The sequence below is a fragment of the Synechococcus sp. CC9902 genome, assembly GCF_000012505.1.
GTDB lineage: Bacteria > Cyanobacteriota > Cyanobacteriia > PCC-6307 > Cyanobiaceae > Parasynechococcus.
Genome location: NC_007513.1, coordinates 870,633 through 892,801, shown reverse-complemented (window position 1 = coordinate 892,801; position 22,169 = coordinate 870,633). Strand labels below are relative to the sequence as shown.

25 protein-coding genes and 1 tRNA gene are annotated in these 22,169 nt (G+C 54.7%); 13 read left to right on the top strand and 13 right to left on the bottom strand.

From position 1 onward, the window contains the following. The first annotated feature begins 78 nt into the window (after nt 1-78). Nucleotides 79-450 (top strand): AbrB family transcriptional regulator, encoded by a 372-nt coding sequence (locus tag SYNCC9902_RS04525; protein ID WP_011359699.1) that lies wholly within the window; start codon nt 79-81, stop codon nt 448-450. Nucleotides 451-477: 27 nt separating this feature from the next. On the opposite strand, the gene trpA is transcribed toward SYNCC9902_RS04525, so the two are convergent. From trpA to SYNCC9902_RS04510, 3 genes are read right to left on the bottom strand one after another with little or no spacing between them, the layout of a single operon-like run. Then, the gene (trpA, locus tag SYNCC9902_RS04520) at nt 478-1,287 is read right to left on the bottom strand and encodes a tryptophan synthase subunit alpha (RefSeq protein ID WP_011359698.1); all 810 of its coding nucleotides are present in this window, start codon (nt 1,285-1,287) and stop codon (nt 478-480) included. A gap of 34 nt (nt 1,288-1,321) precedes the next feature. Further along, nucleotides 1,322-1,666 (bottom strand): DUF3007 family protein, encoded by a 345-nt coding sequence (locus SYNCC9902_RS04515; RefSeq protein WP_011359697.1) that lies wholly within the window; start codon nt 1,664-1,666, stop codon nt 1,322-1,324. 1 nt (nt 1,667) lies between these two features. Beyond that, nucleotides 1,668-1,919, bottom strand: a complete 252-nt coding sequence (locus SYNCC9902_RS04510; protein WP_011359696.1) for an NAD(P)H-quinone oxidoreductase subunit L — start codon at nt 1,917-1,919, stop codon at nt 1,668-1,670. 40 nt (nt 1,920-1,959) lie between these two features. Here SYNCC9902_RS04510 and SYNCC9902_RS04505 point away from each other — a divergent pair. After that, a tRNA-Leu gene (locus SYNCC9902_RS04505) sits at nt 1,960-2,045 on the top strand. Nucleotides 2,046-2,054: 9 nt separating this feature from the next. Here SYNCC9902_RS04505 and SYNCC9902_RS04500 read toward each other — a convergent pair. Genes SYNCC9902_RS04500 through SYNCC9902_RS04490 form a run of 3 tightly spaced genes read right to left on the bottom strand, consistent with a single transcriptional unit; the run spans nt 2,055 to nt 5,021 of the window. Beyond that, nucleotides 2,055-2,357 (bottom strand): TlpA family protein disulfide reductase, encoded by a 303-nt coding sequence (locus SYNCC9902_RS04500; protein ID WP_009790072.1) that lies wholly within the window; start codon nt 2,355-2,357, stop codon nt 2,055-2,057. Further along, on the bottom strand, nt 2,348-3,379 hold the full coding sequence (pyrC, locus tag SYNCC9902_RS04495) for a dihydroorotase (RefSeq protein ID WP_011359695.1): 1,032 nt from the start codon (nt 3,377-3,379) through the stop codon (nt 2,348-2,350). Before pyrC ends, SYNCC9902_RS04500 begins: the two co-directional genes overlap by 10 nt. Continuing rightward, nucleotides 3,372-5,021: a SulP family inorganic anion transporter gene (locus SYNCC9902_RS04490; protein WP_041424910.1), complete on the bottom strand. Its 1,650-nt coding sequence runs from the start codon at nt 5,019-5,021 to the stop codon at nt 3,372-3,374. The genes pyrC and SYNCC9902_RS04490 overlap by 8 nt, the downstream gene beginning before the upstream one ends. Before the next feature lie 78 nt (nt 5,022-5,099). On the opposite strand from SYNCC9902_RS04490, the gene SYNCC9902_RS04485 reads away from it, so the two are divergent. Further along, on the top strand, nt 5,100-6,185 hold the full coding sequence (locus tag SYNCC9902_RS04485) for a calcium/sodium antiporter (RefSeq protein WP_011359693.1): 1,086 nt from the start codon (nt 5,100-5,102) through the stop codon (nt 6,183-6,185). An 81-nt stretch (nt 6,186-6,266) separates the two neighbouring features. Here the strand turns inward: SYNCC9902_RS04485 and gorA are convergent, their stop codons facing one another. After that, nucleotides 6,267-7,625: a glutathione-disulfide reductase gene (gene gorA, locus SYNCC9902_RS04480; protein WP_011359692.1), complete on the bottom strand. Its 1,359-nt coding sequence runs from the start codon at nt 7,623-7,625 to the stop codon at nt 6,267-6,269. A gap of 162 nt (nt 7,626-7,787) precedes the next feature. Between gorA and SYNCC9902_RS04475 the strand changes: the two genes are divergently transcribed. After that, on the top strand, nt 7,788-9,035 hold the full coding sequence (locus tag SYNCC9902_RS04475; RefSeq protein ID WP_011359691.1) for a glutathione S-transferase family protein: 1,248 nt from the start codon (nt 7,788-7,790) through the stop codon (nt 9,033-9,035). A gap of 25 nt (nt 9,036-9,060) precedes the next feature. Then, on the top strand, nt 9,061-9,729 hold the full coding sequence (locus SYNCC9902_RS04470) for a ParB/Srx family N-terminal domain-containing protein (protein WP_011359690.1): 669 nt from the start codon (nt 9,061-9,063) through the stop codon (nt 9,727-9,729). Nucleotide 9,730: 1 nt separating this feature from the next. Here the strand turns inward: SYNCC9902_RS04470 and dnaA are convergent, their stop codons facing one another. Then, entirely contained in the window at nt 9,731-11,155 is a 1,425-nt protein-coding gene (gene dnaA, locus SYNCC9902_RS04465; protein ID WP_049749480.1) for a chromosomal replication initiator protein DnaA, read from the bottom strand. A 49-nt stretch (nt 11,156-11,204) separates the two neighbouring features. Between dnaA and SYNCC9902_RS04460 the strand changes: the two genes are divergently transcribed. Genes SYNCC9902_RS04460 through SYNCC9902_RS04450 form a run of 3 tightly spaced genes read left to right on the top strand, consistent with a single transcriptional unit; the run spans nt 11,205 to nt 13,649 of the window. Then, nucleotides 11,205-12,332, top strand: a complete 1,128-nt coding sequence (locus tag SYNCC9902_RS04460) for a trypsin-like peptidase domain-containing protein (protein WP_011359688.1) — start codon at nt 11,205-11,207, stop codon at nt 12,330-12,332. Between the two features lies 1 nt (nt 12,333). Then, a complete protein-coding gene (locus SYNCC9902_RS04455; protein WP_011359687.1) occupies nt 12,334-12,975 on the top strand; it encodes a TIGR04282 family arsenosugar biosynthesis glycosyltransferase in 642 nt (213 codons plus the stop codon). A gap of 2 nt (nt 12,976-12,977) precedes the next feature. Beyond that, on the top strand, nt 12,978-13,649 hold the full coding sequence (locus SYNCC9902_RS04450) for a TIGR04283 family arsenosugar biosynthesis glycosyltransferase (RefSeq protein WP_232179267.1): 672 nt from the start codon (nt 12,978-12,980) through the stop codon (nt 13,647-13,649). Nucleotides 13,650-13,656: 7 nt separating this feature from the next. Here the strand turns inward: SYNCC9902_RS04450 and SYNCC9902_RS04445 are convergent, their stop codons facing one another. The 3 genes from SYNCC9902_RS04445 to hisG are packed head-to-tail and all read right to left on the bottom strand — an operon-like array spanning nt 13,657 to nt 16,585. Continuing rightward, nucleotides 13,657-14,157 carry a GNAT family N-acetyltransferase gene (locus SYNCC9902_RS04445; protein WP_049749423.1) on the bottom strand — a complete coding sequence of 167 codons (501 nt, stop codon included), beginning with the start codon at nt 14,155-14,157 and terminating at the stop codon, nt 13,657-13,659. Then, the gene (locus SYNCC9902_RS04440) at nt 14,157-15,935 is read right to left on the bottom strand and encodes an ABC transporter ATP-binding protein (protein WP_011359684.1); all 1,779 of its coding nucleotides are present in this window, start codon (nt 15,933-15,935) and stop codon (nt 14,157-14,159) included. Before SYNCC9902_RS04440 ends, SYNCC9902_RS04445 begins: the two co-directional genes overlap by 1 nt. Next, complete coding sequence (hisG, locus tag SYNCC9902_RS04435; protein WP_011359683.1) at nt 15,935-16,585, bottom strand: ATP phosphoribosyltransferase; 651 nt, start codon at nt 16,583-16,585, stop codon at nt 15,935-15,937. The genes SYNCC9902_RS04440 and hisG overlap by 1 nt, the downstream gene beginning before the upstream one ends. Before the next feature lie 40 nt (nt 16,586-16,625). On the opposite strand from hisG, the gene gloB reads away from it, so the two are divergent. Next, entirely contained in the window at nt 16,626-17,381 is a 756-nt protein-coding gene (gene gloB / locus SYNCC9902_RS04430) for a hydroxyacylglutathione hydrolase (RefSeq protein WP_011359682.1), read from the top strand. Here gloB and SYNCC9902_RS04425 read toward each other — a convergent pair. Beyond that, nucleotides 17,347-18,486: an ABC transporter ATP-binding protein gene (locus tag SYNCC9902_RS04425; protein ID WP_041424908.1), complete on the bottom strand. Its 1,140-nt coding sequence runs from the start codon at nt 18,484-18,486 to the stop codon at nt 17,347-17,349. The two genes, gloB and SYNCC9902_RS04425, sit on opposite strands and share 35 nt — an antisense overlap. Here SYNCC9902_RS04425 and SYNCC9902_RS04420 point away from each other — a divergent pair. The 4 genes from SYNCC9902_RS04420 to SYNCC9902_RS12930 all read left to right on the top strand — a co-directional run bounded on the left by SYNCC9902_RS04420 (nt 18,485) and on the right by SYNCC9902_RS12930 (nt 20,714). Then, nucleotides 18,485-18,874: a RidA family protein gene (locus SYNCC9902_RS04420; RefSeq protein ID WP_011359680.1), complete on the top strand. Its 390-nt coding sequence runs from the start codon at nt 18,485-18,487 to the stop codon at nt 18,872-18,874. The two genes, SYNCC9902_RS04425 and SYNCC9902_RS04420, sit on opposite strands and share 2 nt — an antisense overlap. Before the next feature lie 145 nt (nt 18,875-19,019). Beyond that, entirely contained in the window at nt 19,020-19,250 is a 231-nt protein-coding gene (locus tag SYNCC9902_RS04415; RefSeq protein WP_009790089.1) for a DUF3136 domain-containing protein, read from the top strand. Between the two features lie 627 nt (nt 19,251-19,877). Beyond that, on the top strand, nt 19,878-20,108 hold the full coding sequence (locus SYNCC9902_RS04410; RefSeq protein ID WP_041424906.1) for a hypothetical protein: 231 nt from the start codon (nt 19,878-19,880) through the stop codon (nt 20,106-20,108). Nucleotides 20,109-20,579: 471 nt separating this feature from the next. Beyond that, entirely contained in the window at nt 20,580-20,714 is a 135-nt protein-coding gene (locus tag SYNCC9902_RS12930) for a hypothetical protein (RefSeq protein WP_255346183.1), read from the top strand. An 847-nt stretch (nt 20,715-21,561) separates the two neighbouring features. Here the strand turns inward: SYNCC9902_RS12930 and SYNCC9902_RS04405 are convergent. Continuing rightward, the gene (locus SYNCC9902_RS04405) at nt 21,562-22,134 is read right to left on the bottom strand and encodes a hypothetical protein (RefSeq protein ID WP_071818401.1); all 573 of its coding nucleotides are present in this window, start codon (nt 22,132-22,134) and stop codon (nt 21,562-21,564) included. Nucleotides 22,135-22,169 lie beyond the last annotated feature (35 nt).

Below are 22,169 nucleotides of genomic sequence, written 5' to 3'. Positions count from 1 at the left end.
CCCAAGATCTTCTGAAATAAGAATGGCATATGGAGCAATGTCATCGCTATCTTGAACAGAAGCACTCATTGACAACCCATGCTCACCGGGAGTGACCTGCTTAACAAAGTCAAAGAATTGGGTGACATCAGCAAGGCTGATCTTGTCCGATCTTGTGGCTATGTAAGCATCAAAAAGAACGGCGAAGAGAGGCTGAATTTCACCTCGTTCTATGAAGCGCTTTTAGAAGCTAAAGGTGTCAATCTTGGCACGAATGGCTTCGCTGGGGATGGTAAGTCAGGTCGCAAATTGAGCTATGTCGCCACGGTTCAAGGCAATGGCAACTTATTAATCGGCAAAGCCTATTCAGCCCTGCTCGACCTGAAAGTTGGTGACGAATTCGAAATCAAGCTTGGACGCCAACAAATTCGTTTGGTTCCGGTTGGTGGAAGTGAAGACGATGACGATTGATCCCAAGCGAATGTCGTTCAATCGCTTTTAATCTGCCGCCTTGCGGAGTTCAGAGCAAAACAATCCTGCTTCCGCCGCCACAGAACCCAATGATGCGGACGCCATTCGTTTCACCAAAGCACTTCCCACAATCGCTCCATCAGCACCCCAACTGCGCACCTGTCGTACCTGATCGACTCCAGAAATCCCAAATCCGACGGCAACGGGTACAGGGGATGATTGCTTCAGAGCTTGAACCAACCCCTCGACACGAGTCTCCATCGTGCTGCGTTCCCCAGTCACCCCAGTCACACTGACTAAATAGGTGAATCCCCGACTGCTTTGAGCGATCCGCCCCATCCGCTCTGTTGGGGTGGTCGGTGCCACCAAAAGGACAAGGTCCAGCCCTTCCCGCTCCGCAATCGGAGACAACCGTTCAGCTTCCTCCAAAGGAAGATCCGGAACCACTAACCCGGAGGCGCCGGCTTCTGCTGCTTGCTCGCAAAAACGCTCCATCCCCACGTTGAGAAGGGGATTGGAATAAGTGAACAAAATCACGGGGATCGACAGCTGACCTCGGAGGGACGACAACATCTCCAAAACTTTTTTCGGTGTCGTACCAGCCGCTAATGCTCGTGCAGCAGCAGCTTGGATCACAGGTCCATCCGCCAGCGGATCGCTGTAGGGCATCCCAAGCTCCACCATGTCGGCACCTGCGGCTTGGAGGCTGAGCAACACCTCCGCGGTGACGGATAAATCAGGATCACCGGCCATCAGAAATGGCATGAGGGCCATGCGACCTTCTCGCTTCAGTTGTTCAAAACGCAGCGCTATGGACGATGACTGCTGACTCGACATCTGGAAGGCTCAACCTGCACAACACTTGCCAAGCCTATGGGTCGGCAGAGGTGGGGTCGTCTCCCTCAACACCAATCCGACGCAGCAAGGCCTGCTGCTCCTCTACAGGAAGGGCATCAAAGCGCGCTTGGATGTCATCAGCGGCAATCTCGTCGTACACCCCGCGGTAGCGACGACGCTGCTCCATGTAGGTCATCTTGCCGGTGACAACTCGGAAGAGATAGGACCCAGTCCAAATCACAACGATCAGCACCAGCAGGGTCTGAGCGGCGATGCCGGCGGAGAAGCCTTCAAAACCAGCGGCTTGAAAACCCACCTGGCCGATGCCACCAATCAGCAGAACAGCCAGGCCAATCAGCAGAACTTTTCCTCGCGTCAACTCAAACCTCTCCCTGGCCGCTCAGACGGAGGTTGATGAAAGGAGCAAACACGATCATTCCCGGGAAGAACAGGAACACGAGTCCGTAAACCCCTAAACGTTCAAACTTGCTCATGCGGTACCAGCGCAGATTGATCCAGGCGTAAAGCGCGAGAGGAACGGCAATGAGATAGGTGCCAAGCACTGCCCCATAGGCCAGCAGCACGAACAGCGTTTCCTGGGGGAGTTGGCTTAGGAGGGCCTGAAAGTCCAAGATGCAAGGACAGGTGTCCTAAATCTAGGATGTCTGGCGAGGGGGCATGGCGGAATCGGTAGACGCACCAGACTTAAAATCTGTCGGCACGCAAGTGCTGTGGGGGTTCAAGTCCCCCTGCCCCCATCCCAGTGATCAAGACGGAAGTAAATCCGCAAGCTTGGTGCGAAATTCGCCTTTCTGCATTCCGCCCTTCAGCTCAGCATGGATGGTGAAATCGCCCTCAGGATCGGTCACCAATAGGTAGGTGGGCCAGCCCATTCCCTCCTTGTTCGGGTATTGCTTCAGGAGAATTTTGCGATATTTGCGATACGCCTCAGTGTCTTGAAGCATTACAGACACAAAGGTGCAGCCAAGTTCTTCGGCCACCTTGGCGTCGTAATGACTCATCCGATGGCAAGTACCGCAGTCCTCAGAGCTGAACTTGATCACGTGCATGGTTGAAGCCTCCAAGGGAGCGTCTCCCCAGCATGAAAGGGAACGAGCCCATTCACCACATTTGGCACCAATTTGTCGTCCCGTTGCAATGTGACGATGCCTTCATTCACCGGCAAGCCATAAAACGCCGGTCCATGCAACGACGCAAAGGCTTCAAGTTTGTCCAACTTGTCGTCCTGGGCAAACGCCATGGCATAGCTCTCCAAGGCATGGGGAGCATTGAAAATGCCAGCACAACCACAGGAACTCTCTTTGCCGGGTCTGGCATGCGGAGCCGAGTCAGTGCCAAGAAAGAAGCGCCGATCACCGCTCATTGCTGCCCGTCGAAGGGCCAAGCGATGGCGTTCGCGTTTTGCCACCGGTAGGCAATAAAAATCACTGCGAAGGCCGCCCGCAAACATGGCATTGCGGTTGATGTGGAGATGGTGGGGCGTAATCGTTGCCGCCAAGTTTTGATCTGCAGAGCCCACAAAATCCACCGCCTGTTCTGTAGTGATGTGCTCCAACACCACTTTGAGGCCGGGATAACGGTCGCGGATCGGCTTCAGAGAACGCTCGATGAAAACCGCCTCCCGATCAAACACATCCACGTCAACATCGGTGACTTCCCCATGGATCAGCAGGGGCATACCGATGCGTTCCATCACAAGCAGAACACCATGGATGTGTCTGAGCTCCGTCACTCCTGCTGCGGAATTTGTGGTGGCATTGGCGGGATAAAGCTTGGCTGCGGTGAAAACACCCTCATGAAATCCCCGTTCAATCTCTTCTGGGGCGATGTCGTCGGTGAGATAAGCCGTCATTAACGGAGTAAATCCCCAGTTCGGATGACAGGCCGCGACAATCTGGTCTCGATAGGCCTTGGCCGCTTCCACCGTCACCACAGGCGGTCGGAGATTCGGCATCACAATTGCCCGACGAAACATCTGAGCGGTGTATGGCACCACTTGCTTCAGCATCTCTCCATCACGCAGATGGACATGCCAATCATCCGGCGCAATGAGTTGAATTTGATCAGACATCAGCAGGAATCGCTGCCACCGCCAGGCGCAATGCCGTGATCCGATCCGAGGTGATGTTCTCAGTCGGCAAACGGTCGGTGAGTTTGAGTTTTTGAAGACGATTTTCAGTGCTGCCTGAAGCGCCCACAAGGAACACTTGGCGCCCCACCTCAATCGCCTCCTTCACAGCATTTTCAAGGGCGATCGCAGCTGTTACGCCGAGGTGAGACACCTCAGAAAGGTCGAACACGACGGCCTGACAAGCACCAATGGCATTGTGCTCACGGGAAATCGCCTTTGCGACCCCGAAAATCATCGGTCCAGCGAGCTGGAACAACAGCACCTTGCCGGAAGCCTGATCTAAAAGAGCCTGCTCTTCGGGCGTGAGCTCCACGTCGTCGTCGGCAGTACTGATGGTCTTCACTTTTCTCGACTGAAGCGCACTCATGCGATCAATCGTGAGCACGTTGGCAACGAACACTCCGATGCCAACGGCCGTGATCAAATCCACGAGCACCGTCAGGGCAATCACCCCATAGGTGATCACAGCCGCCTTCACCGAGAGATGGTGAGCCCTTTGCAGGAAGTCCCAATCGATGATGTCGATCCCCACCTTCAGCGCGATTCCGGCCAAAACTGCCAACGGAATCGTCGAGGCCAGTGGGGCAAACGCCAGCACTACCACCATCAAAATCAACGCTCGGATAATTCCAGAGAGCGCCGTACGTCCCCCCGCTTGGATGTTCACAACGGTGCCCATCGTGGCTCCAGCTCCAGGAAGACCACCGAATACACCGGAGGCAATATTGGCCAGGCCCTGACCGACAAGCTCCTTATTGGAATCGTGCTCCGTGCGGGTGAGGCTGTCTGCCACCACCGAGGTGAGCAACGCATCAATACAGCCGAGCATGCCCAAAACAGCAGCATCTACAAACATCAAGCGCAGCTGACCACCGGAGAAGGTAGGCATATGCAGCGTGGGCAACGCTGCTTCAAACGGCGGAATTGTTTTTAAGCCTGCGTTTTGAAAAAGCGTCATCGACAGCAGGGTGCCGAGGACTAGGGCGAGAAGCTGAGGCGGACAAAAGCGTTTGACGCTGGCAGGGGTAAACCACAAAAGCGCGACAGTGATCACCGCAAGCGCTAGCTCCATGGGCTGCACACCCATGATCAAACCAGGAAGATTGGAGAGGGTTCCCATCACCCCACCCACCGCTTTCTGACCCAAAAATGCCGGCAGCTGAAGGATCACCAAGATGGCGCCGATGCCCGACATGAAGCCGGATATCACCGTGTATGGCATCTGGGTGACGTAACGCCCAAGGCGGAAAACACCAAAAAGAATTTGGAAGATCCCAGCGAGGATCACCACGGTGAAGGCCATCGCCATCGCCGTTTCTTTATCCGGCGCAGTGGCCGTAAAACTCAGGATCACTGAGGTAAAAACCACCGTCATCGGACCCGTGGGTTCCGAGATCAATGTGGGCGTGCCGCCGAACACCGCGGCCACAAGCCCAATAATCACGGCTCCCCAAAGCCCCGGAGCCGGGTCACCGGTGGCAGCCACACCGAAAGCCAATGCCATCGGCAAAGCAATCACAGCGGCGGTAACTCCGCCGAAGGCATCGCCTTGGAGGTTCGTGGCGTTGATGCGATTCAACAAATCGTGACTCTGCCCCGTGGCTAACGACCTTAGATCGGTTCTCGACAAAGCAGAATCCCTCCAACTTCTCGGTTGCCCATGCCTGAATTTCTCCAGGCCACGATCGAAGTTCTCCTTGGCATCGCTCTGCTGTTTGGCGGTGGTGAACTTTTTGTTCAGGGGTCTATCGCCCTGGCTGTGATTTTCGGGATTCCTCAGCTGGTGATTGGACTCACCGTGGTGTCGCTGGGAACCAGTGCACCAGAGCTGTTTGTCAGCCTTAATTCCGTATTTCAGGGGTCCGATGCACTTGCCCTAAGCAACGTGGTGGGCAGCAACATCTTCAATGTGATGGTGGTGCTGGGGAGCAGTGCGTTGGTGCTGCCCCTGCGCGTTGAAAGTCGGCTGGTCCGCCGAGATGTGCCTTTGATGATTGCCGTTTCGGCCGCCGTATGGGGGATGGCGTCCGCAGGACGCGTGACCTGGCAAGCAGGCCTTGCCCTTCTCCTGGGCCTGATCATCAACACCATCTGGGAGATCCGAACCGCACGGGAACAGCCGGATGACAGCGAAAGTGCAGAACCAGAAATCGAAGAAAACGCCGCAGAAGGTGGATGGCACCTGGCTGTTCTACGGCTGATTGGTGGCATCGCAGTGCTCACGGTTGGATCCAAAGTTTTGGTGAGTGGCGCCACCAGCGCTGCAACGCTCCTCGGCGTCAGTGAAGCCGTCATCGGATTGACGATCGTGTCGGCTGGTACCTCCATGCCGGAACTGATTACGTCGCTCGTTGCAGCCCTCCGCGGTCGAACCGATTTGGCCATCGGCAACGTTGTTGGCAGCTGTCTTCTCAACCTGATGCTTGTCCTAGGAGGCACCGCATTGGTCACAGGAAGTCAGGGACTGAACGTCTCCCCCGACCTGATTCATGACGACCTACCAGTGATGCTTCTCACCAGCCTTGCTTGCCTCCCGATCTTCTGGACTCGAGGGCGGATCAGTCGATTGGAAGGTGGTTTGTTGCTGAGTCTTTATGTCCTCTACATCGTTGACAACGTTCTTCCCCGGACAAACCTCTCAAGTTGGTCTGATGAATTCAGATTGGTGATGCTTTGTTTGGTTCTACCGGTCGTGATGATCACGATCATCACGCAAGCCGTCGTGTATTGGCGGACGAGCCGTTGAGCTCTTCCTGCATGAAAACAAATCGTCTTTGATTCCAACTTAAGAATTCAATAAAACCTTTTTAAGTACGTCATTGCGCACCTACATCGTCACAAATTCCTCAGACACCGATGGATGCAACGCCATGGTGCGATCAAAGTCGGCCTTGGTTGCCCCCATTCCCACAGCGATGGCCGCCATCTGAATAATTTCCGCCGCATGCTCACCCACCATGTGACATCCCAGCACCCGATCACTCTCCTTCTCCAGCACAAGTTTGAGTAAACAGCGAGGGCCCGTAGCAGGCAAAGCACGCGACATTGAACGAAAGCGGGCTCGGTGCACAACAACACCCTCAGCGCCAAACCGCTCAACCGCGACCTCTTCGGATAAACCGACCGTCGCCAGCTCCGGGTCACTGAAAACGGCACTGGCGACCAGATCATGGTCTACACAACGATGGCGCGTACCAAAGGCACTATCGGCAAATGCCCGTCCCTCGTCGATCGCAACCGGAGTGAGATTCACCCGATCTGTGACATCTCCAACGGCATAGATATGAGGAACCGATGTGCAGGAATCGGAATCCACTTTGATGCGTCCAGCCTCAGTGCTGATTCCTGCTTCTTCAAGGGCCAAATCTTGAAGCCAAGGGCGACGCCCCGTTGCCATGAGAACACCACCACAGGCTCTCGAGGTTCCATCGGACAACTGGGCAAGGAGAGAACCGGTTTCGCCCTCGACCGCGGTGACCGTTTGACCAAACACCACATTAATCCCGCTATCCCGCATCCCTTCCAGCACAGAAGTGGACAGTTCGGCATCAAATCCCCTCAGCAGCCTTGGCCCACGCACCACCTGCGTTACCGAAACACCAAGTCCTCTCAAGATGCAAGCAAATTCGCAAGCAATGAAACCGGCACCTACCACCACGACCGAGGAGGGAACATCTTCAAGCTCAAACATGTCATCACTGACCCAGGTCTTCTCAATCCCCGGAATTTGCGGACGCACCGGCCGACCACCCACGGCGACAAGCAAGCGGGATCCAGACACCTCACTGACCAGTGCTCCGCCGCGCTGTTTAGAGACACCAATGCGGTTTGGTCCTGTGAACCGACCCCACCCAGAGATCAGCGTCACACCAGCTTTCTCTAGAAAACCCAAATGAAGCGTGTTGAGGCGGTCCACCTCAGCGCGCACACGACGCAGCAGCTCCGGCACATCGGACTGGATGGAGTCGAGCTTGAGGCCATAAGCAGGTGCATCGGCCAGTTGATGCCGTGCTTGAGCGCCATAAACAAGCAGTTTCTTCGGCACGCAACCGCGGATCACGCATGTGCCACCAACGCGATCACCCTCCACAATCGCCACACGCGCGCCATAACTTGCCGCCCGCTTAGCCGCTGCCAACCCGCCTGAACCAGCCCCGAGCACAACCAAATCAAACGACAATTCCATGGGGCAAGAACACTCCTGCCATTCTCGTCAATCGTTGGTGGGCGCGCTCGCAATGCGATCGACAGCCATCGGCGCAGACAACCCGTCAGAGTGACGCCCTCCATGCCGATTGGCTGAGAACCAACGGACCAAGGGATTCAACGCGCTGTTTGCACTTTTGTGATGTCCGTTTCATCAGCCACAGCTACATCAGTCCCTACAACCCCCCTGAGCTGGGACGAGCTGACGTTGCACGCAATGGCCGAACAGGAACGTGTGCAAGGACCCACCAACGCCCAAGCCGACCTTCGTTTATTCGGCAATGACCCAAACAGTGTGCAAGTCACGCTGTTCAGGGATCATCACGCCTGGTGTCCCTACTGCCAAAAGATTTGGCTTTGGTTGGAGTTCAAGCGAATTCCCTACAAAATCCAAAAGGTGACCATGCGTTGCTATGGACCGAAGGAGCCTTGGTTTCTAAAAAAAATTCCCTCAGGAATGCTCCCTGCCTTGGAGCTCAACGGAGAATTGATCACAGAAAGTGATGTGATCTTGCTTGCTCTTGAGCAACAGTTTGGGCCCCTGGGCGGTGCGATGACCGACTCAGATTCTTTGGAACTTAGACATTTAGAGCGGCTCTTGTTTCGTGCTTGGTGCATCTGGCTCTGTAGTCCAGGGCTCACGTCTCGCCAGCAACACCAAGCCCAAGAGCAATTCAGAGCGGTGGCCCAGCGCTTTGAACAAGAGCTCAATACGACACCTGGCCCCTGGCTGCGCAGCGATCAACCCGAAACCGTTGATTTGTTATTTGTCCCGTACGTGGAACGAATGAACGCCTCGTTGGCGTACTACAAGGGCTATCGATTGCGGCGGGAACACCCCAACATCGATCGCTGGTTTCGTGCTCTTGAATCCCTGGAGACCTACCGCGGAACCCAGAGCGATATGCACACCCATGTCCATGATCTACCACCCCAAATGGGAGGTTGTTGGTCGGACAATTCGGAACTTTCCACCGAGCTTGCAGCCAAGATCGACCGTGGCGATGGACTCGGTGACGACGAAGCGATTTGGCCCGACGACACACTCCATGGTCAAGCGGCCCTTGCCTTATCTCGAGTGATACGCCATCGCGACCAGCTGCTAAAACGCAATCCATCCGGCAGCCAAAGATTCGACCTGCCATTGCGTTGCGCACTCACCCGACTCATTACCGGAGCAGCGTGCCAACCACCGAAAGGTTCTGCCGCATCACTGCGCTATCTACGCGACCGCATCTCAATTCCACGTGATATGCCCTTACCCGCAGGGCGTCTTCTCCGCCAAGCCCTAGAAGCAACAGCAGCCATGGATGGCCCACAACAGGGGGAACCGCTGGGGCTGCGAAATCGTTTTGATCAAGACCCCAGGGCTTTTTTGATTCGGCCATAGTGGTCAGAAGGGTCGCAACAGAGGCGTGTCGCTTCGACTGTCGGTTTACCAGAACATTCCAAAGCCAACGCCAGACACGCCGCTGGTGGAAGTTTCTGTGGCAGCTTTACGCCCCACGCAGTGGTGCGTTGGCTATGCCGAGGTTTGGGCACGGCAAGTTGATTTTTCCAGTGACAGTCGCCAAACACGCCTGGACTATCTCCGCAAAAAGCCTGTGCCAATGGTGCGCAATGCAGCCGGCTCGCTCTGGATGGTGGATCGGCATCACAGGCTGAGATCTCTGCTCGGCATCGATCCTGAAGCCACCACATGGGGATATGTGATTGCTGAGGTTGATGATCAAAATCCAACGGCGGCGATCACTTATTTGCAGACGCAAGGATGGCTTTACCTCTACGACAGTCGTGGACAGGGTCCACGTCATCCCAGTGAGTTGCCACGTTCACTGCTGACGTTGGAAGACGACCCTTATCGCAGCTTGGTCTGGAAGCTCAAGCAAGAGGGGTTGATCAAACCTCAAGCCCATATTCCGTATCACGAATTTCGCTGGGCTGCCTGGCTCCGCCAACGGCCACTACCGCCATTTAGTTCGCGTCAATTGGAGCCTGCACTCGCCCCCGCCAGACGCTTGGTGTGCTCAGAAAGCGCCCGCAATATGGCCGGATGGAAAGGTGAAAAACAGCCTGACTCGTGAGTCAACGCTTGCTTCGTGAATCAATTTGCAGCAAGTCGCGAACCTTCTGAACCTGACCGGCCAGCTTCGGATCGGACGCCAATTTTTTCTCGATTTGTTCAATCGCGTACATCACCGTGGTGTGGTCTTTCCCCCCAAAGGTGTCGCCAATGCGAGGAAGGCTTAGGTCGGTGCCCTGACGCATTAAGTACATCCCCACCTGACGCGCCTGGCTCACGGCTCGACGGCGAGTACTGCTGCACATCTCCTCCGCGGTGACATCAAAGACCTCGGACACTTTTTCAATCACCTGCTGAGGAGACACCGCCACGCCTTGTCCGGTGGGATCAAGCATTGGGGCGACCGACTCCACCGTCATCGGCAGGCCTGTAATCGAGGCAAACGCCACTGCTCGGGTGAGAGCTCCTTCCAGCTCACGAATATTGGAGGTAAATCGACCAGCGATGTATTGGATCAAATCCCGAGGCAGGGCCATCCGTTCTTGCTCCGCCTTCTTTTGAAGAATCGCCATTCGCGTCTCCAGGTCGGGGGACTGGATATCCGCAATCAAACCCATCTGAAACCGAGAAATCAGCCGCTGCTGCAAACGCGGGATCTGGCTGGGAGGACGATCACTGGCAATCACCACCTGACGTCCTGCTTCATGCAGAGCGTTAAACGTATGGAAGAACTCCTCTTGGGTGTATTCCTTCCCCTCAATGAACTGGATGTCGTCAACCAGGATCAAATCAGCCGCGCGATAACGATCACGGAAGGCCTGCATGCCGTCCTTACGAATCGCTTGAATCAAATCGTTGGTGAACGTTTCGGTCGAGACGTATGCCACCCGAGCCCCGGGGTCGATCTCGAGGCGGTAATGGCCAATGGCCTGCATCAGGTGGGTTTTGCCGAGGCCAACGCCACCACAAATGAACAGTGGATTGAATTCCCGTCCAGGGGCCTCTGCCACAGCCAACGCAGCCGCATGGGCCATGCGGCTGTTTTGACCCACCACAAAACGGCCGAATACGTAGCGGGGATTCAGCGCTGGCAGATAGCGGCGCTGTCCACTAGGGCGGGCTGGGGCTGACTCCCGACGAGGTTCAGACACATCTGTAAGTTCCACTGCCGCCGCATCGGCAACGAACTCCGACTTGGGCAATGCAGTTTCAGCCAGAACGGTGACTTGAACCGATCGACCGCTGATGCTGGTTGCCATTTCAGCGATGGTGGGCAGCAACTGCTCCCGCAATCGAATGCTGGTGAAGGGGTTGGGAGCCAACAACTTCAACTCACCATTGCTGAAGCTGCTGCAGCCCGTTGGCCGAATGAACGTCTCAAAGGTGGGCTTGGAGAGCTTGTCCTGTAACCCCTTTCGAACCTTGGTCCAGAGCTCGTCTCCCGTTTCCACGAAATCGCCGCGCTCCTGGAGGTTGAATCTACGCATGTTGTGAGGCTGCGGCATTCTTAGGTTCATCAGCATCGAAAAAACCGTGATGCCAACTTTCATTCGTTGGATCGGACTGGCCCTGATCGGGACAAGCCTGTCCTCATGCGGTTTGATCAAGTCCCAACTGGGGTTGGGTCCCAAACCCCCTCAATTGGCTCCACCCGTTGTCAATGACCAACCTCGCAGTGCCCCACTCCAGGCTCGCGAGAATGTGATTGTGAAAGCGGTGGACAGGGTGGGGCCCGCCGTGGTGCGAATTGATGTGGTCAAAAAAGTCAATAATCCTTTGGGCGGGATTTTTGGAATCGGCCCTTCGACCCAGCGACAGCAAGGACAGGGCTCAGGCTTCATCACGCGAAGCAATGGGTTGATTTTCACCAATGAACATGTCGTTCGAGGGGCCGACCAAGTGGCCGTCACCCTTCCCGATGGGCGAAGCTTCAAAGGCAAGGTGCTTGGGGGCGATCCCCTCACCGACGTTGCAGTGGTGAAGGTCGTCGCCGAAAACCTGCCAGTGGCATCCCTCGGCAACTCCGATGACTTGAAGCCCGGTGAATGGGCCATCGCCATCGGTAATCCTTTTGGCCTGAACAACACCGTCACGGCCGGGATTATCAGCGCCGTCGACCGAACCAACGCCGTGGGAGAAGGCCAACGCGTTCCATATATCCAAACGGATGCAGCCGTGAATCCTGGCAACAGCGGTGGGCCGCTTATCAATGCTGCTGGCCAGGTAATCGGCATCAACACGGCGATCAGAACAGCCCCAGGGGGAGGACTCAGCTTTGCCGTTCCCGTCAATCTGGCGAAGCGAATCGCCCAGCAGATTGTGAGCACGGGGGAGGCATCACATCCCTTTATTGGAGTTCAGCTGCGGAGCCTGACCCCCCAACTCGCCCGAGAGATCAATGCCACCGGCAGCAGCTGCAACGTGCCAGAACTCAACGGGGTTCTGGTCGTGGAGGTTGTACCCAATACACCTGCTGCGGAGGCAGACATTCGCCAATGCGATCTGATTCTTTATGTGGACGGCGAATCAGTACAAAACCCCACGGAAGTTCAGCTTGCCGTTGACCGCGGCGAGGTGGGGCAACCCATGCAGCTCAAACTGAGACGCGATGGCGATGAAATCTCAGTTGAAGTGCTGCCCAAAGAATTACCCCGTCAAAATTGAGATGCCACGGATCGTGGTGATGGCTCGCTGGCCGGCAGCCAACCGGTGCAAGCAACGCCTCAACCACGACCTGAGCGGTTGCGCTGGGGTGCTCAATGCGGGGGAAAGCGCCATGCGTATCCAACGTCAACTCACGCGTCACACGGCCTCCGTGGTGACGTCGATGGCAGCGTCCCGAACCATCACAGCCACGTTGGCCATCGACGGCCTTGGCCCCAGCGCCGCCCGGCGCTGGGGAGAGCAACTCGGCCTAACCCACGTGGAATTACAAGGGGGCGGAAACTTGGGCTGCAGGATGAAACGCCAACTCCTTTTGGGCCAACGCACGGACCGCAGCACCCTGTTCATCGGCACGGATCTTCCGGACCTAAACAGCAACGACCTGCAAGCGGCAATCACCAGCCTTCAAGGCAACGATCTTGTGCTCGGTCCCGCAGAGGATGGCGGCTACTGGCTGATTGGTTTCGGTCGGAAACTTCTTGCACGCCCACAACACTGGCCTCTAGGGGGAATTCCCTGGGGGAAGGCGAATGTGCTCGAACAAACAAAAGCTCAAGCGGCACAAAACCAACTCACCACTGCCCTGATCGCTCGGCGGAATGATCTCGATCACCTGGCAGATCTCAGGCCTTGGCAGGGTTAACCGTGGTGGTTCCCGCCCTCAATGAAGCGCGGCACCTCCCCTTCCTCCTGGCAGATCTCCAGCGGTGGCCCGATGCCCTCCAAATCATTGTTGTGGATGGAGGCAGTACGGACAAAACCATTCAGGTGGCCCACCAAGGAGGCGCCCAGGTTGTGCAAAGCCCTGTGCAGGGTCGAGGACAACAACTCCAACGGGGTCTGCAGTTGTCTCAGCACAGCTGGTTGATGGTGTTGCACGCCGATAGTCGGCTGAGCCAGCACTGGGTGGATCACGTCCAAAGGGTGCTCAGCATGGCGCGGGGACATCAACAGGCTTGGGCCTTTGACTTCCGCGTCGATCAACGCCGGCCATTGTTGAAGCTGCTGGAATGGTGTGTGGCGATTCGCAGCCACTGGGGCCAGATGCCCTATGGAGACCAAGGTCTCTTAATCCACCGCAGCCTGTACGAACGCGTTGGGGGCTATCGATCCTTAGCTCTCATGGAAGATGTCGACCTCATCCAAAGGCTGCAACAGATCAGTCGAATTGGTGCCCTGGGGTGCGCCCTCACCACAAGCGCACGACGCTGGACCCGTCGCGGCGTTTTGAACCAAGCCTGGAGCAATGCTCAGCTAAGACGACGCTGGAAAAACGGCGAGGACGCCGAACAATTAATTCAAATTTATCGACGTTGATCCATCCCTAATTGGAGTACCAGAAAGCACAACGATGAGCTTGAGGCTCAAGATCCCACCCCTGACGCTGATAGAAATTGACTACATCTGGATCAGCAAACAGGCTCACCCGTTCCGTGCCCATCTGATGCAGGGTCTCGAGGATATAGATCATCATCTGTTTGCCCAAGCCGTTGCCTTGATAGAGGGGGTGGACAGCCACATCCCAAACGGTGGCCTCAAAAACGCCATCTCCCGTGCACCGTGCGAAACCAACAAGCCGAGGAACCCTGGGGTCATGGCGCCATAAGCCCACCTTGAGAAGGCTGTTTGACAACGCTTTCCGCACACGACGGGCAGGGCGGCGACTCCATCCCACAGCTTCGAGCAACTGCTCAAGCTCGATGAGATCAAAGGGTTGCGACTGACTAAACACCAGGGTGAGCTGATCATTCGCACAAGTACACAACCTTGCGTCCTCGCCGTATTGCTGCAGGAGTGGCTCTGCAGGCACTTGCAACGAGGGCATCACAGCTTGGCGAGCCCCCGTTCTTGAAGGTCAGCCAACTGGGCATACAACCCACCGTTGGCTCGCAACTCCACGTGGGTGCCCTGCTCAATCAACTCTCCAGCTTTTAAAACAAGGATGCGATCTGAGGCCTCGACGGTGGCGAGGCGATGCGCAATCACCACAGCAGTCCGCTTTTGCAGCAACCGATCGAGATCACGCTGCAACGTTGCTTCGGTCGAGGGATCCATAAAGGCCGTGGCTTCATCCATCACCAACACCGTTGGATTACGAATCGCCACCCTGGCCACAGCCAACAGCTGCCGTTCTCCGGAGGAGAGGTTGCCTCCCCGTTCACGCAGCTCTGTTGCAAGCCCCTGAGGAAGCCGTCGAAGCAGCTCATCCAGTCCCAAGTCTGAACAGATTCTTTGAAGCTGTTCATCACTCACCTCAGCATCAAGACGCAGATTGTCAGCAACATTGCCACTGAACAAAAAGGTGTCCTGAAGCACGACTCCCAACTGGCGACGGAGATCCGCCGTTGAAATCGAACGGATATCGCGACCATCGAGCAGGATTCGCCCCTCCTGGGGTTCGTACAAGCGACACAGCAATCGAATCACGGTGGATTTTCCCGATCCTGTGGGGCCCACGAGGGCTACGTGCTCCCCAGGAGCAATCCGAAAGGACAAGTTCCGCAGAATCGGATCGTCGGGGCGATACGAAAAACTGACATTTTCAAAAATCAATTCACCAGCACCCAGGGTGTTTAAGGGCTGAGGGTCACGGGCTTCAACAATCTCGAGGGGCTTTTCCATCAACTCCCCAATCCGTTCCACCGCGGTCAATCCCCCCTGAATCTGGGTGAATCGTTCCGCCAACTGTCGCAAGGGATCAAACAACCGCTGGGCATAAATAATGAATGTGGTGAGTGTGCCTAACCCCATCGACCCGTTGGTCACCATCCAGCCGCCCAGGGCCAGCACCAAAGCAACGGCTCCGAGGCCCACCCATTCGAGAAACGCAGAGATGCTGCTGTCAAAGAAAATCGTTCCATTCACCGCACTGCGATAGGCGGCTCCGGTGCGGGAGAAACGGCGGCTATTGACCTGCTCCCGGCGATACATCTGAACCACCTCAAGCCCCTGAAGATTCTCCTGGAAATCAGCATTGAGCTGGGACAGCTCTTCGCGCACCATGTAATTCGCTTTCCGGTAACGCCCCTGCAGCCACAGAACAAACAAAGTGACAGGGACTTGGGTGACAAGGAGCAACAAACCAAGGCGCCACTCAATCAGCAGCATGGTGGTGGCAATCACGGTCAGGCTCACCAAATCGCCGAGGACCCCAACAGCCCCGCTCCCAAAAACCTCAGCTAAGGCATCAACATCGTTGGTCAACCTGGTGAGCAACTTGCCCACCGGCATGCTGTCGTGAAAACGAAGGGACAGCGAAAGGGCGTGGCGAAATAGATCGTCTCGAATCCGAGCCGTAAGCCGTTGACCAACGGCCTGAATGTTGAACGACTGAATTCCCTGAAGGGCTAGGCGCAACAACACGGAGATCAACAGGAGACCCACGATCGTTTGAATCGCCTGAGGAACCGACAATCCCGAAAGCCATGGAAGGCTTGGTTCGCGGCGCAGAACGCTGATCGCCTGACCAACCAGCAATGGCTGGATCGACCCAGCCAGTGCAACGGGCACGAGCAAGGCAAGGGTGACGAAGAGACGACGGCGATCTCGAGCCAAATAGCGACCAAGACGCCGAACCCGTTTCCAATCAGCTCCGGCTCCCATCAAGCCTCTCCCTTCGATGGTTCAACGGCGCGAATCGCCGTCACGATTTCGGTCAACGCACCGTCATCGAGGCGCATGGACAGGGGGTGTCCCACCAATCGAGCCGACGAGCGAAACAACTCCTCAATTTCAACCAGGCCGTTATCCCGCAAGGTGCGGCCCGTTGCAACGAGATCAACAATCGCTTCAGACATTCCTGTAATCGGACCGAGTTCAACGGAGCCGTTCAAATGAACCAATTCGACCGGAAGGTCGAGTGAATCGAAGTATTCCCTGGCGCAGTGCGTGAATTTGCTGGCAACGCGGCAGTGGGCTGGCAAATCCAAGGCTCGTTGATATCCGCTACTGGCTTTCACGGCAACGGACATCCGACATCCGCCAAAACCAAGGTCCACCAACTGTGCCACTGGCAACTGGTGCTCCTTCAAGACGTCGTATCCGACAACCCCGAGCTGAGCCTGTCCATAAGACACATAGGTGGGCACATCTCCATTTCGAACCAACAGTGCTCGCGCGCGACCACACGGGGTCGGAACCATTAACTGCCGGTTGTCTTTGTCCAGCACGGCTGAGAAGTCGAGACCCGCTGCAGCGAAACGCGCCACGGAGTCCTTGAGAAGCGCACCCTTAGCCAACGCGACAGTAATCATGGGTCCAGCGTTGACCAGGAAACCAGGCAGGACTTTAACGATGCACTCCACACTTCATGCCTTGCCAGTCCTACAAGACAACGTGATTTGGATCTGGGCCAGAGGCAAGAACGCCGTCGTCGTGGATCCAGCAGTAGCGGAGCCAGTGAATCAGTGGTTGAACGCTCACGGGATGTGCTTGAGGGCGATCCTGCAAACCCACCATCACGCTGATCACATCGGCGGGACCCCAGACCTGTTGCGCGAATGGCCGCAGGCGGAGGTCGTCGCAGCCACTGCCGATCGGCTCAGAATTCCGTTGCAAACCAGGGGCGTTGCCGATGGCGATGTGATCAACCTTCTGGGACGGCGCCTTGAGGTGATCGATGTGGCGGCCCACACCTCCGCCCATATCGCGTTCATCATTCGGAACGACGACGACCAAGACCCCAGCTTTGGACCGCTGGCGTTTTGTGGTGACACTCTTTTTGCAGGCGGCTGCGGGCGGTTGTTTGAAGGCTCCGCTCAGGACATGTATCGAGCACTCCAACGCTTCGCGGCATTGCCGGATGAAACCCTTGTGTGCTGCGCCCATGAGTACACCGAAGCCAATTTGCGCTGGGCTACGGAGCAACGTCCTAACGACGTTCAAATCACAACACGCCACCAGACAGTGAAGGCACTGCGTTCTCGCGGAGATCTCAGTCTTCCCTCAAGCATTGGTGCTGAAAAACGCACCAACTTATTTATGCAGGCTGAAACGGCCGAACAACTCGCCGAGCTCAGGAGTCATAAGGATCATTGGCGTTCAAGCTGATGCGCTGGGGGAACAGCATGGCCTTGGCGCCCTTTCGAAAACCAAGACGACAGCGTGTACCGCGGTTGTAGTCGTGCTCAAGGGGCTGGGTGACACGCAGCTGTTGTTCAGCCGCTTGAACCCGGAGTTGCCATGCATGGCCTTGAAATTCACGGCCCATCACACAGGCTTCAGCCTCCGGCTCAGGCTCCAAGGCGATCGCTGCTGGATCCACCAACAGACTTGCATCGTCGGGCCAAGACTTCAACGACAACTTCGACGGCACAGGAAGGCTGCCAAGGCAACAGTGCAAACGGTTATCTGCCTCTGGCCAAACAGGAATCAAATTCGCCTGGAGAACAAAACGCCCCACAAAAGGGGTCGCGGGATCATCAACCAAATCCCTTGGAGTGGCGCACTGGTGCAACACCCCATCCCGCATCACAGCGACACGATCACAAATCGCGAGGGCCTCACCAGGGTCATGGGTCACCAGAAGTCCACTGGCTCCACACACTCGTAACACCGAAGCCAATTCACTGCGAAGAAGAAGGCGCACTTCAACATCGAGATTGGAAAAAGGCTCATCAAGAAGAACGACCTGAGGGGCTGGAGCCAAAGCACGCGCCAACGCCAAGCGTTGACGCTGCCCACCCGATAATTGATGGGGATAGCGCTGCTCCAGCCCCTGGAGGCCCAAGAGATCAAGCAACCAAATTGCGCGACTGTTGTCTTGACCTGGACGCAAGCCAAAGCAAGCGTTTTGCCACGCCGTGAGGTGGGGGAACAGGGCATAGTCCTGAAACACCATGCCAACGCCTCGGCGCTCAGGCGGAACCCAGTGCTGTCCCCCCGCCACGATGCGGTGCTGAAGATGAACGGATCCCTGCTCAGGCCGTTCAAAGCCTGCGATTAATCGCAAAAGGGTCGTCTTTCCACAACCTGAGGGTCCCAACAAACCCACAAGCTCCCCTGCTTGGAGCTCGAGATTGATGCCACGGAGGGTCCAGTCGTTCGACGACTCCTTGTAGCGATGCCAGAGGCCTCGGATTTCAACCGGTCCTGAGACCCTTTCCAACAGTGGAACGCGATGATTTAACCCCATTCTGCTCTGCTGTCCCGCCATGCCGAATCAAGCCATCACCACCACAGCGGCTCCAGCGCCCGTTGGCCCCTACAACCAAGCTGTCTTAGCTGGAGGATGGTTGTACTGCTCAGGACAGATCCCTCTTGACCCAGCCACAGGGGTCATGGTGGGAGATGGCGATGTTGCGGCCGAGACCCATCAGGTTTTAAAAAATTTAAAAGCCGTACTAAGCGAAGCTGGAGCGTCTGCGGAACAGGTGGTGCGCACCACCGTCTTTCTGGCTGATCTCGCCGATTTTGGAACGGTCAACGCCATCTATGCGGAGATGTTTGGTGACGGAGTTAGCCCAGCCCGAGCCTGTGTTCAAGTTGCAGCGCTTCCGAAAGGTGCACGGGTCGAAATCGATTGCGTCGCATGGATGGGATGACACTCGACGTTGACCACTGAAACACCAAATCAGTGGGGGTGCAGATAGACAAACAACGACCTGCACCCCCTCGTCAAGAAGCAAAACAGCTTCACTTTCTTGGAACGACGAACGCATAAGTTGTTTTGGTGGATGAGACGGTCCGATGCCTCAGGCAAAACTCACCATCGGCGAACTCGAGGCGGGCTATCCCATGTACTGCAAGGCATTAAGGCGCTTGCTACAACAGGGAAAATCAGCCAAAGAAATTGAACGCACAGTGTGTTGGGGTCATCTCGAAACCCTGAATCGCTGCCTACCGACCCGTTACAAATCCCCCTCATACCTACTGGCACTGATTCGCCGCGATATTGAAAAACCTGAATCGTCCCGTTAAGTCTCAGCCGATTCAAAGCATTTACACAGCTGCTGCATAGTCCAGCCCTGGCATCTTTACCTAAAGCTATGGAAACAAGTCCTAGCGGGTAATGTCACGCTGCATTTTTCGAAAAACAAATCGTCATCAAGGCTGGAAGCTGGCTCCACTCATTATTATTTTTGCAGGCGCAGTGATTACCCTTGAAAAAGTACCGAATAGCCAAGGGCAGTGGGCGGGTGATTCAAATCAAAAAACTTGGACCAAACTCACAACAAGAAACTAATCTCGCAGGCTATAGCTGTTAATATGAAATCAATTTTTCAAACAAAATGATCAAATTAATCAGTTATGCCATAGCCGGGCTAGCAATCACTGGAACTGGCTCTTTAGCGGCAGAATGCTTCACGGTCATCTCTCCAACCAATCCAAATCGAGAAGAATGCAAAGAAGTTGCACGAACACCAGATCGGCAGAGAATTTACAAATGCTGCCGCTGATCTAGCAGAGCATTCAACTTCAAACCACACCAGCCAACGTCAGCATTAAACGTTCAGCACCAATAGAAGTGGCAAGACACAACGGCACCGAAAATGACGCTCTCGGCTTTGATCAATTAGAGTTATTCACCACAGGTCAATCTCCGCTATGGCAGACACAAATCCTTTCAGCACTGCCATTCAATTCGCCATAAGCACTGGCAAAATTCAATCGGCCTCAGATATTGATTTATCAAAAAGTACGACAGGCATTGATTCCGTGATTTTACGAAATGAACAAGGCATCACTGTGGCGAGCATTTCCAAAAGAATATTGAAAGAGCGAGCCGAAAATGATGCTGTTGCTAAATTAAAATCTGAACAGACAGATCAATCATAGATCGCACTAAAAAGATCAATTAGGCACAAGACTTGGCAAATAACTCAAGATTTTCATTAAATAACATTTGCAAAAATCATTGGATTTACTGTAACAGTATTAAACCTAATATTGAGTATCAACAAGTTTTTTGAGCTCCCTTATCTAACGTCAAGTCGATCCATTAGGCATGTATGCAATGTCTTCACTGCCGTCATCTTGTTTAGATGGGATCTATCGACGACCTATGAAGCTCGATAGCGCCAATACCCATCCGACGGGAAGCCTGACTCACGACTGAAGTCATCAGCCATTCCACGCTTTGGCATGCCCTCTCCATCATCTCTCTCGTTCGTGGATGAAAGGATGGAAGTGCTCCGCGCAAACAGCGATTCCATCAAGATCAACCTTCCAACAGCGTTCTGATTTGATCACATTCCTTGAATTGAGACATCATCCTGAGCCAAACCTGGAGAGTTGAAATCAATCTCCATGGCACGTCGTCTTCAGGCTTCGCAAAACCAAGGGCAACAGGCTGAGCTCGCGGCGTGGACAGCTGTTGTTTTTGCAACGATTACCGCACTTGCTGTTTGGGGAGTGGCGAATGCGTATTCTCTTCATGGATAAGAACTCTTCAGTTTAAAATAGCAAACAAACACAGCAGTAGTGGTTGATTCAGGGCGAATTGTCCTTGAAGTGTCAATCAACCAAAACGACGGTCAAGCCATTGAGTTAGGGCATAGACAGCGATAAACATTGGGAGATAAGCGATCCACAAACTTGGAAGATCAAGGTTACTGTTATTAATTAATACCAGACCGAGATAACTCACAGATCCATAAATAGAAGCTCGACGAATGGGACCTATTATTTTTTTCACAGCGCATTAAAAGAATTATTTTACAGGAACATGATTTCTTTATGAGGTCTTAAGTATGGGGGAAAACCCGCCATCATCTTGGCTTGATCAGTGGGCTCTAATACGGCGTCGTAACCGAGGAATCACCAGCAGATCCATCAACGCAAACACGAAAAGTGAAGGGAGAAATCCACGCGCAACAAGCCGACAGGCATAACGTGAATCATCAAACTGACATATCAAAAACTCGATTACAAAAAATAGACATATTTTCACCGCAAAGCTTTTAAGCGCAAATCTGAGCTCAGATGATGTCAACAAAGCTTTTCTCATATGGCAAGCAGACCTTTTTGCAACACCAAGGGCATACCCGAAGATTAATTGAATACCTCAACCTGTCAATAAAGACAGGAAATTGCTAAGGCTGCAACAAATAACGATGATTGAAATTCAAAATATAATTTGACAATACACCATCAAATCCAAGGGAATTCTAATTATCAAAAATCTCAGCAAAACGATAGAGATGCGTCAAGAACCGGCAAGATTTAAGCACCAGTTATAAATAACCTAAATATTTTTGTCCTAGCCAGGGTTATCAATTAACTCAGAGTATCAATTGCTGACCGTAATTTCACGCAAGCCTGAGGCCCTCACCCAAGCCGCCAATGCCTCAATATCAGTGCGATTGGGGATACAGATACACCCGGTACCTGGATAGCAACGGTGAACCCCTAAGGCGCTACGCGTGGTTTCAAAATGAGGCTGAAGATCAAACCAAATATCATCCCCCCAAGGTTCAGGGGTACCAAGTTGATACGTTCCAGCCGGTAACGGTGAAGCATTTCCTGGACTCCACAACCGATCAGCGGTTTGACGTTGCGCAATCCCACTTGCCGCTTTCCAACGGGCCAATAGGGATCCCTCCCCATGCAACTCCACAAGCCAAACACTGTTGCCATCAGGGAAGACGTCGTTGGTTCTCCGCATGGTGAGGCGAAGGGTTTCTCCCTTAGGCCGATCTGATGTGGGCCCCGCTTGACCAGGAAGAACAACTGCGTTCAGGCTCTGCTCTTGTGGAACTTTGACCAATTGCGGAGATCGCGTTTCCGCTGAAGGCGTGCAACCAACAACACACAGAACGGCCAGCAAGAATGCCGAACGGATCGAGACCATCAACATGGACATCAAGACGCGTCTAACGCTGGCACGATGCGTTGAGA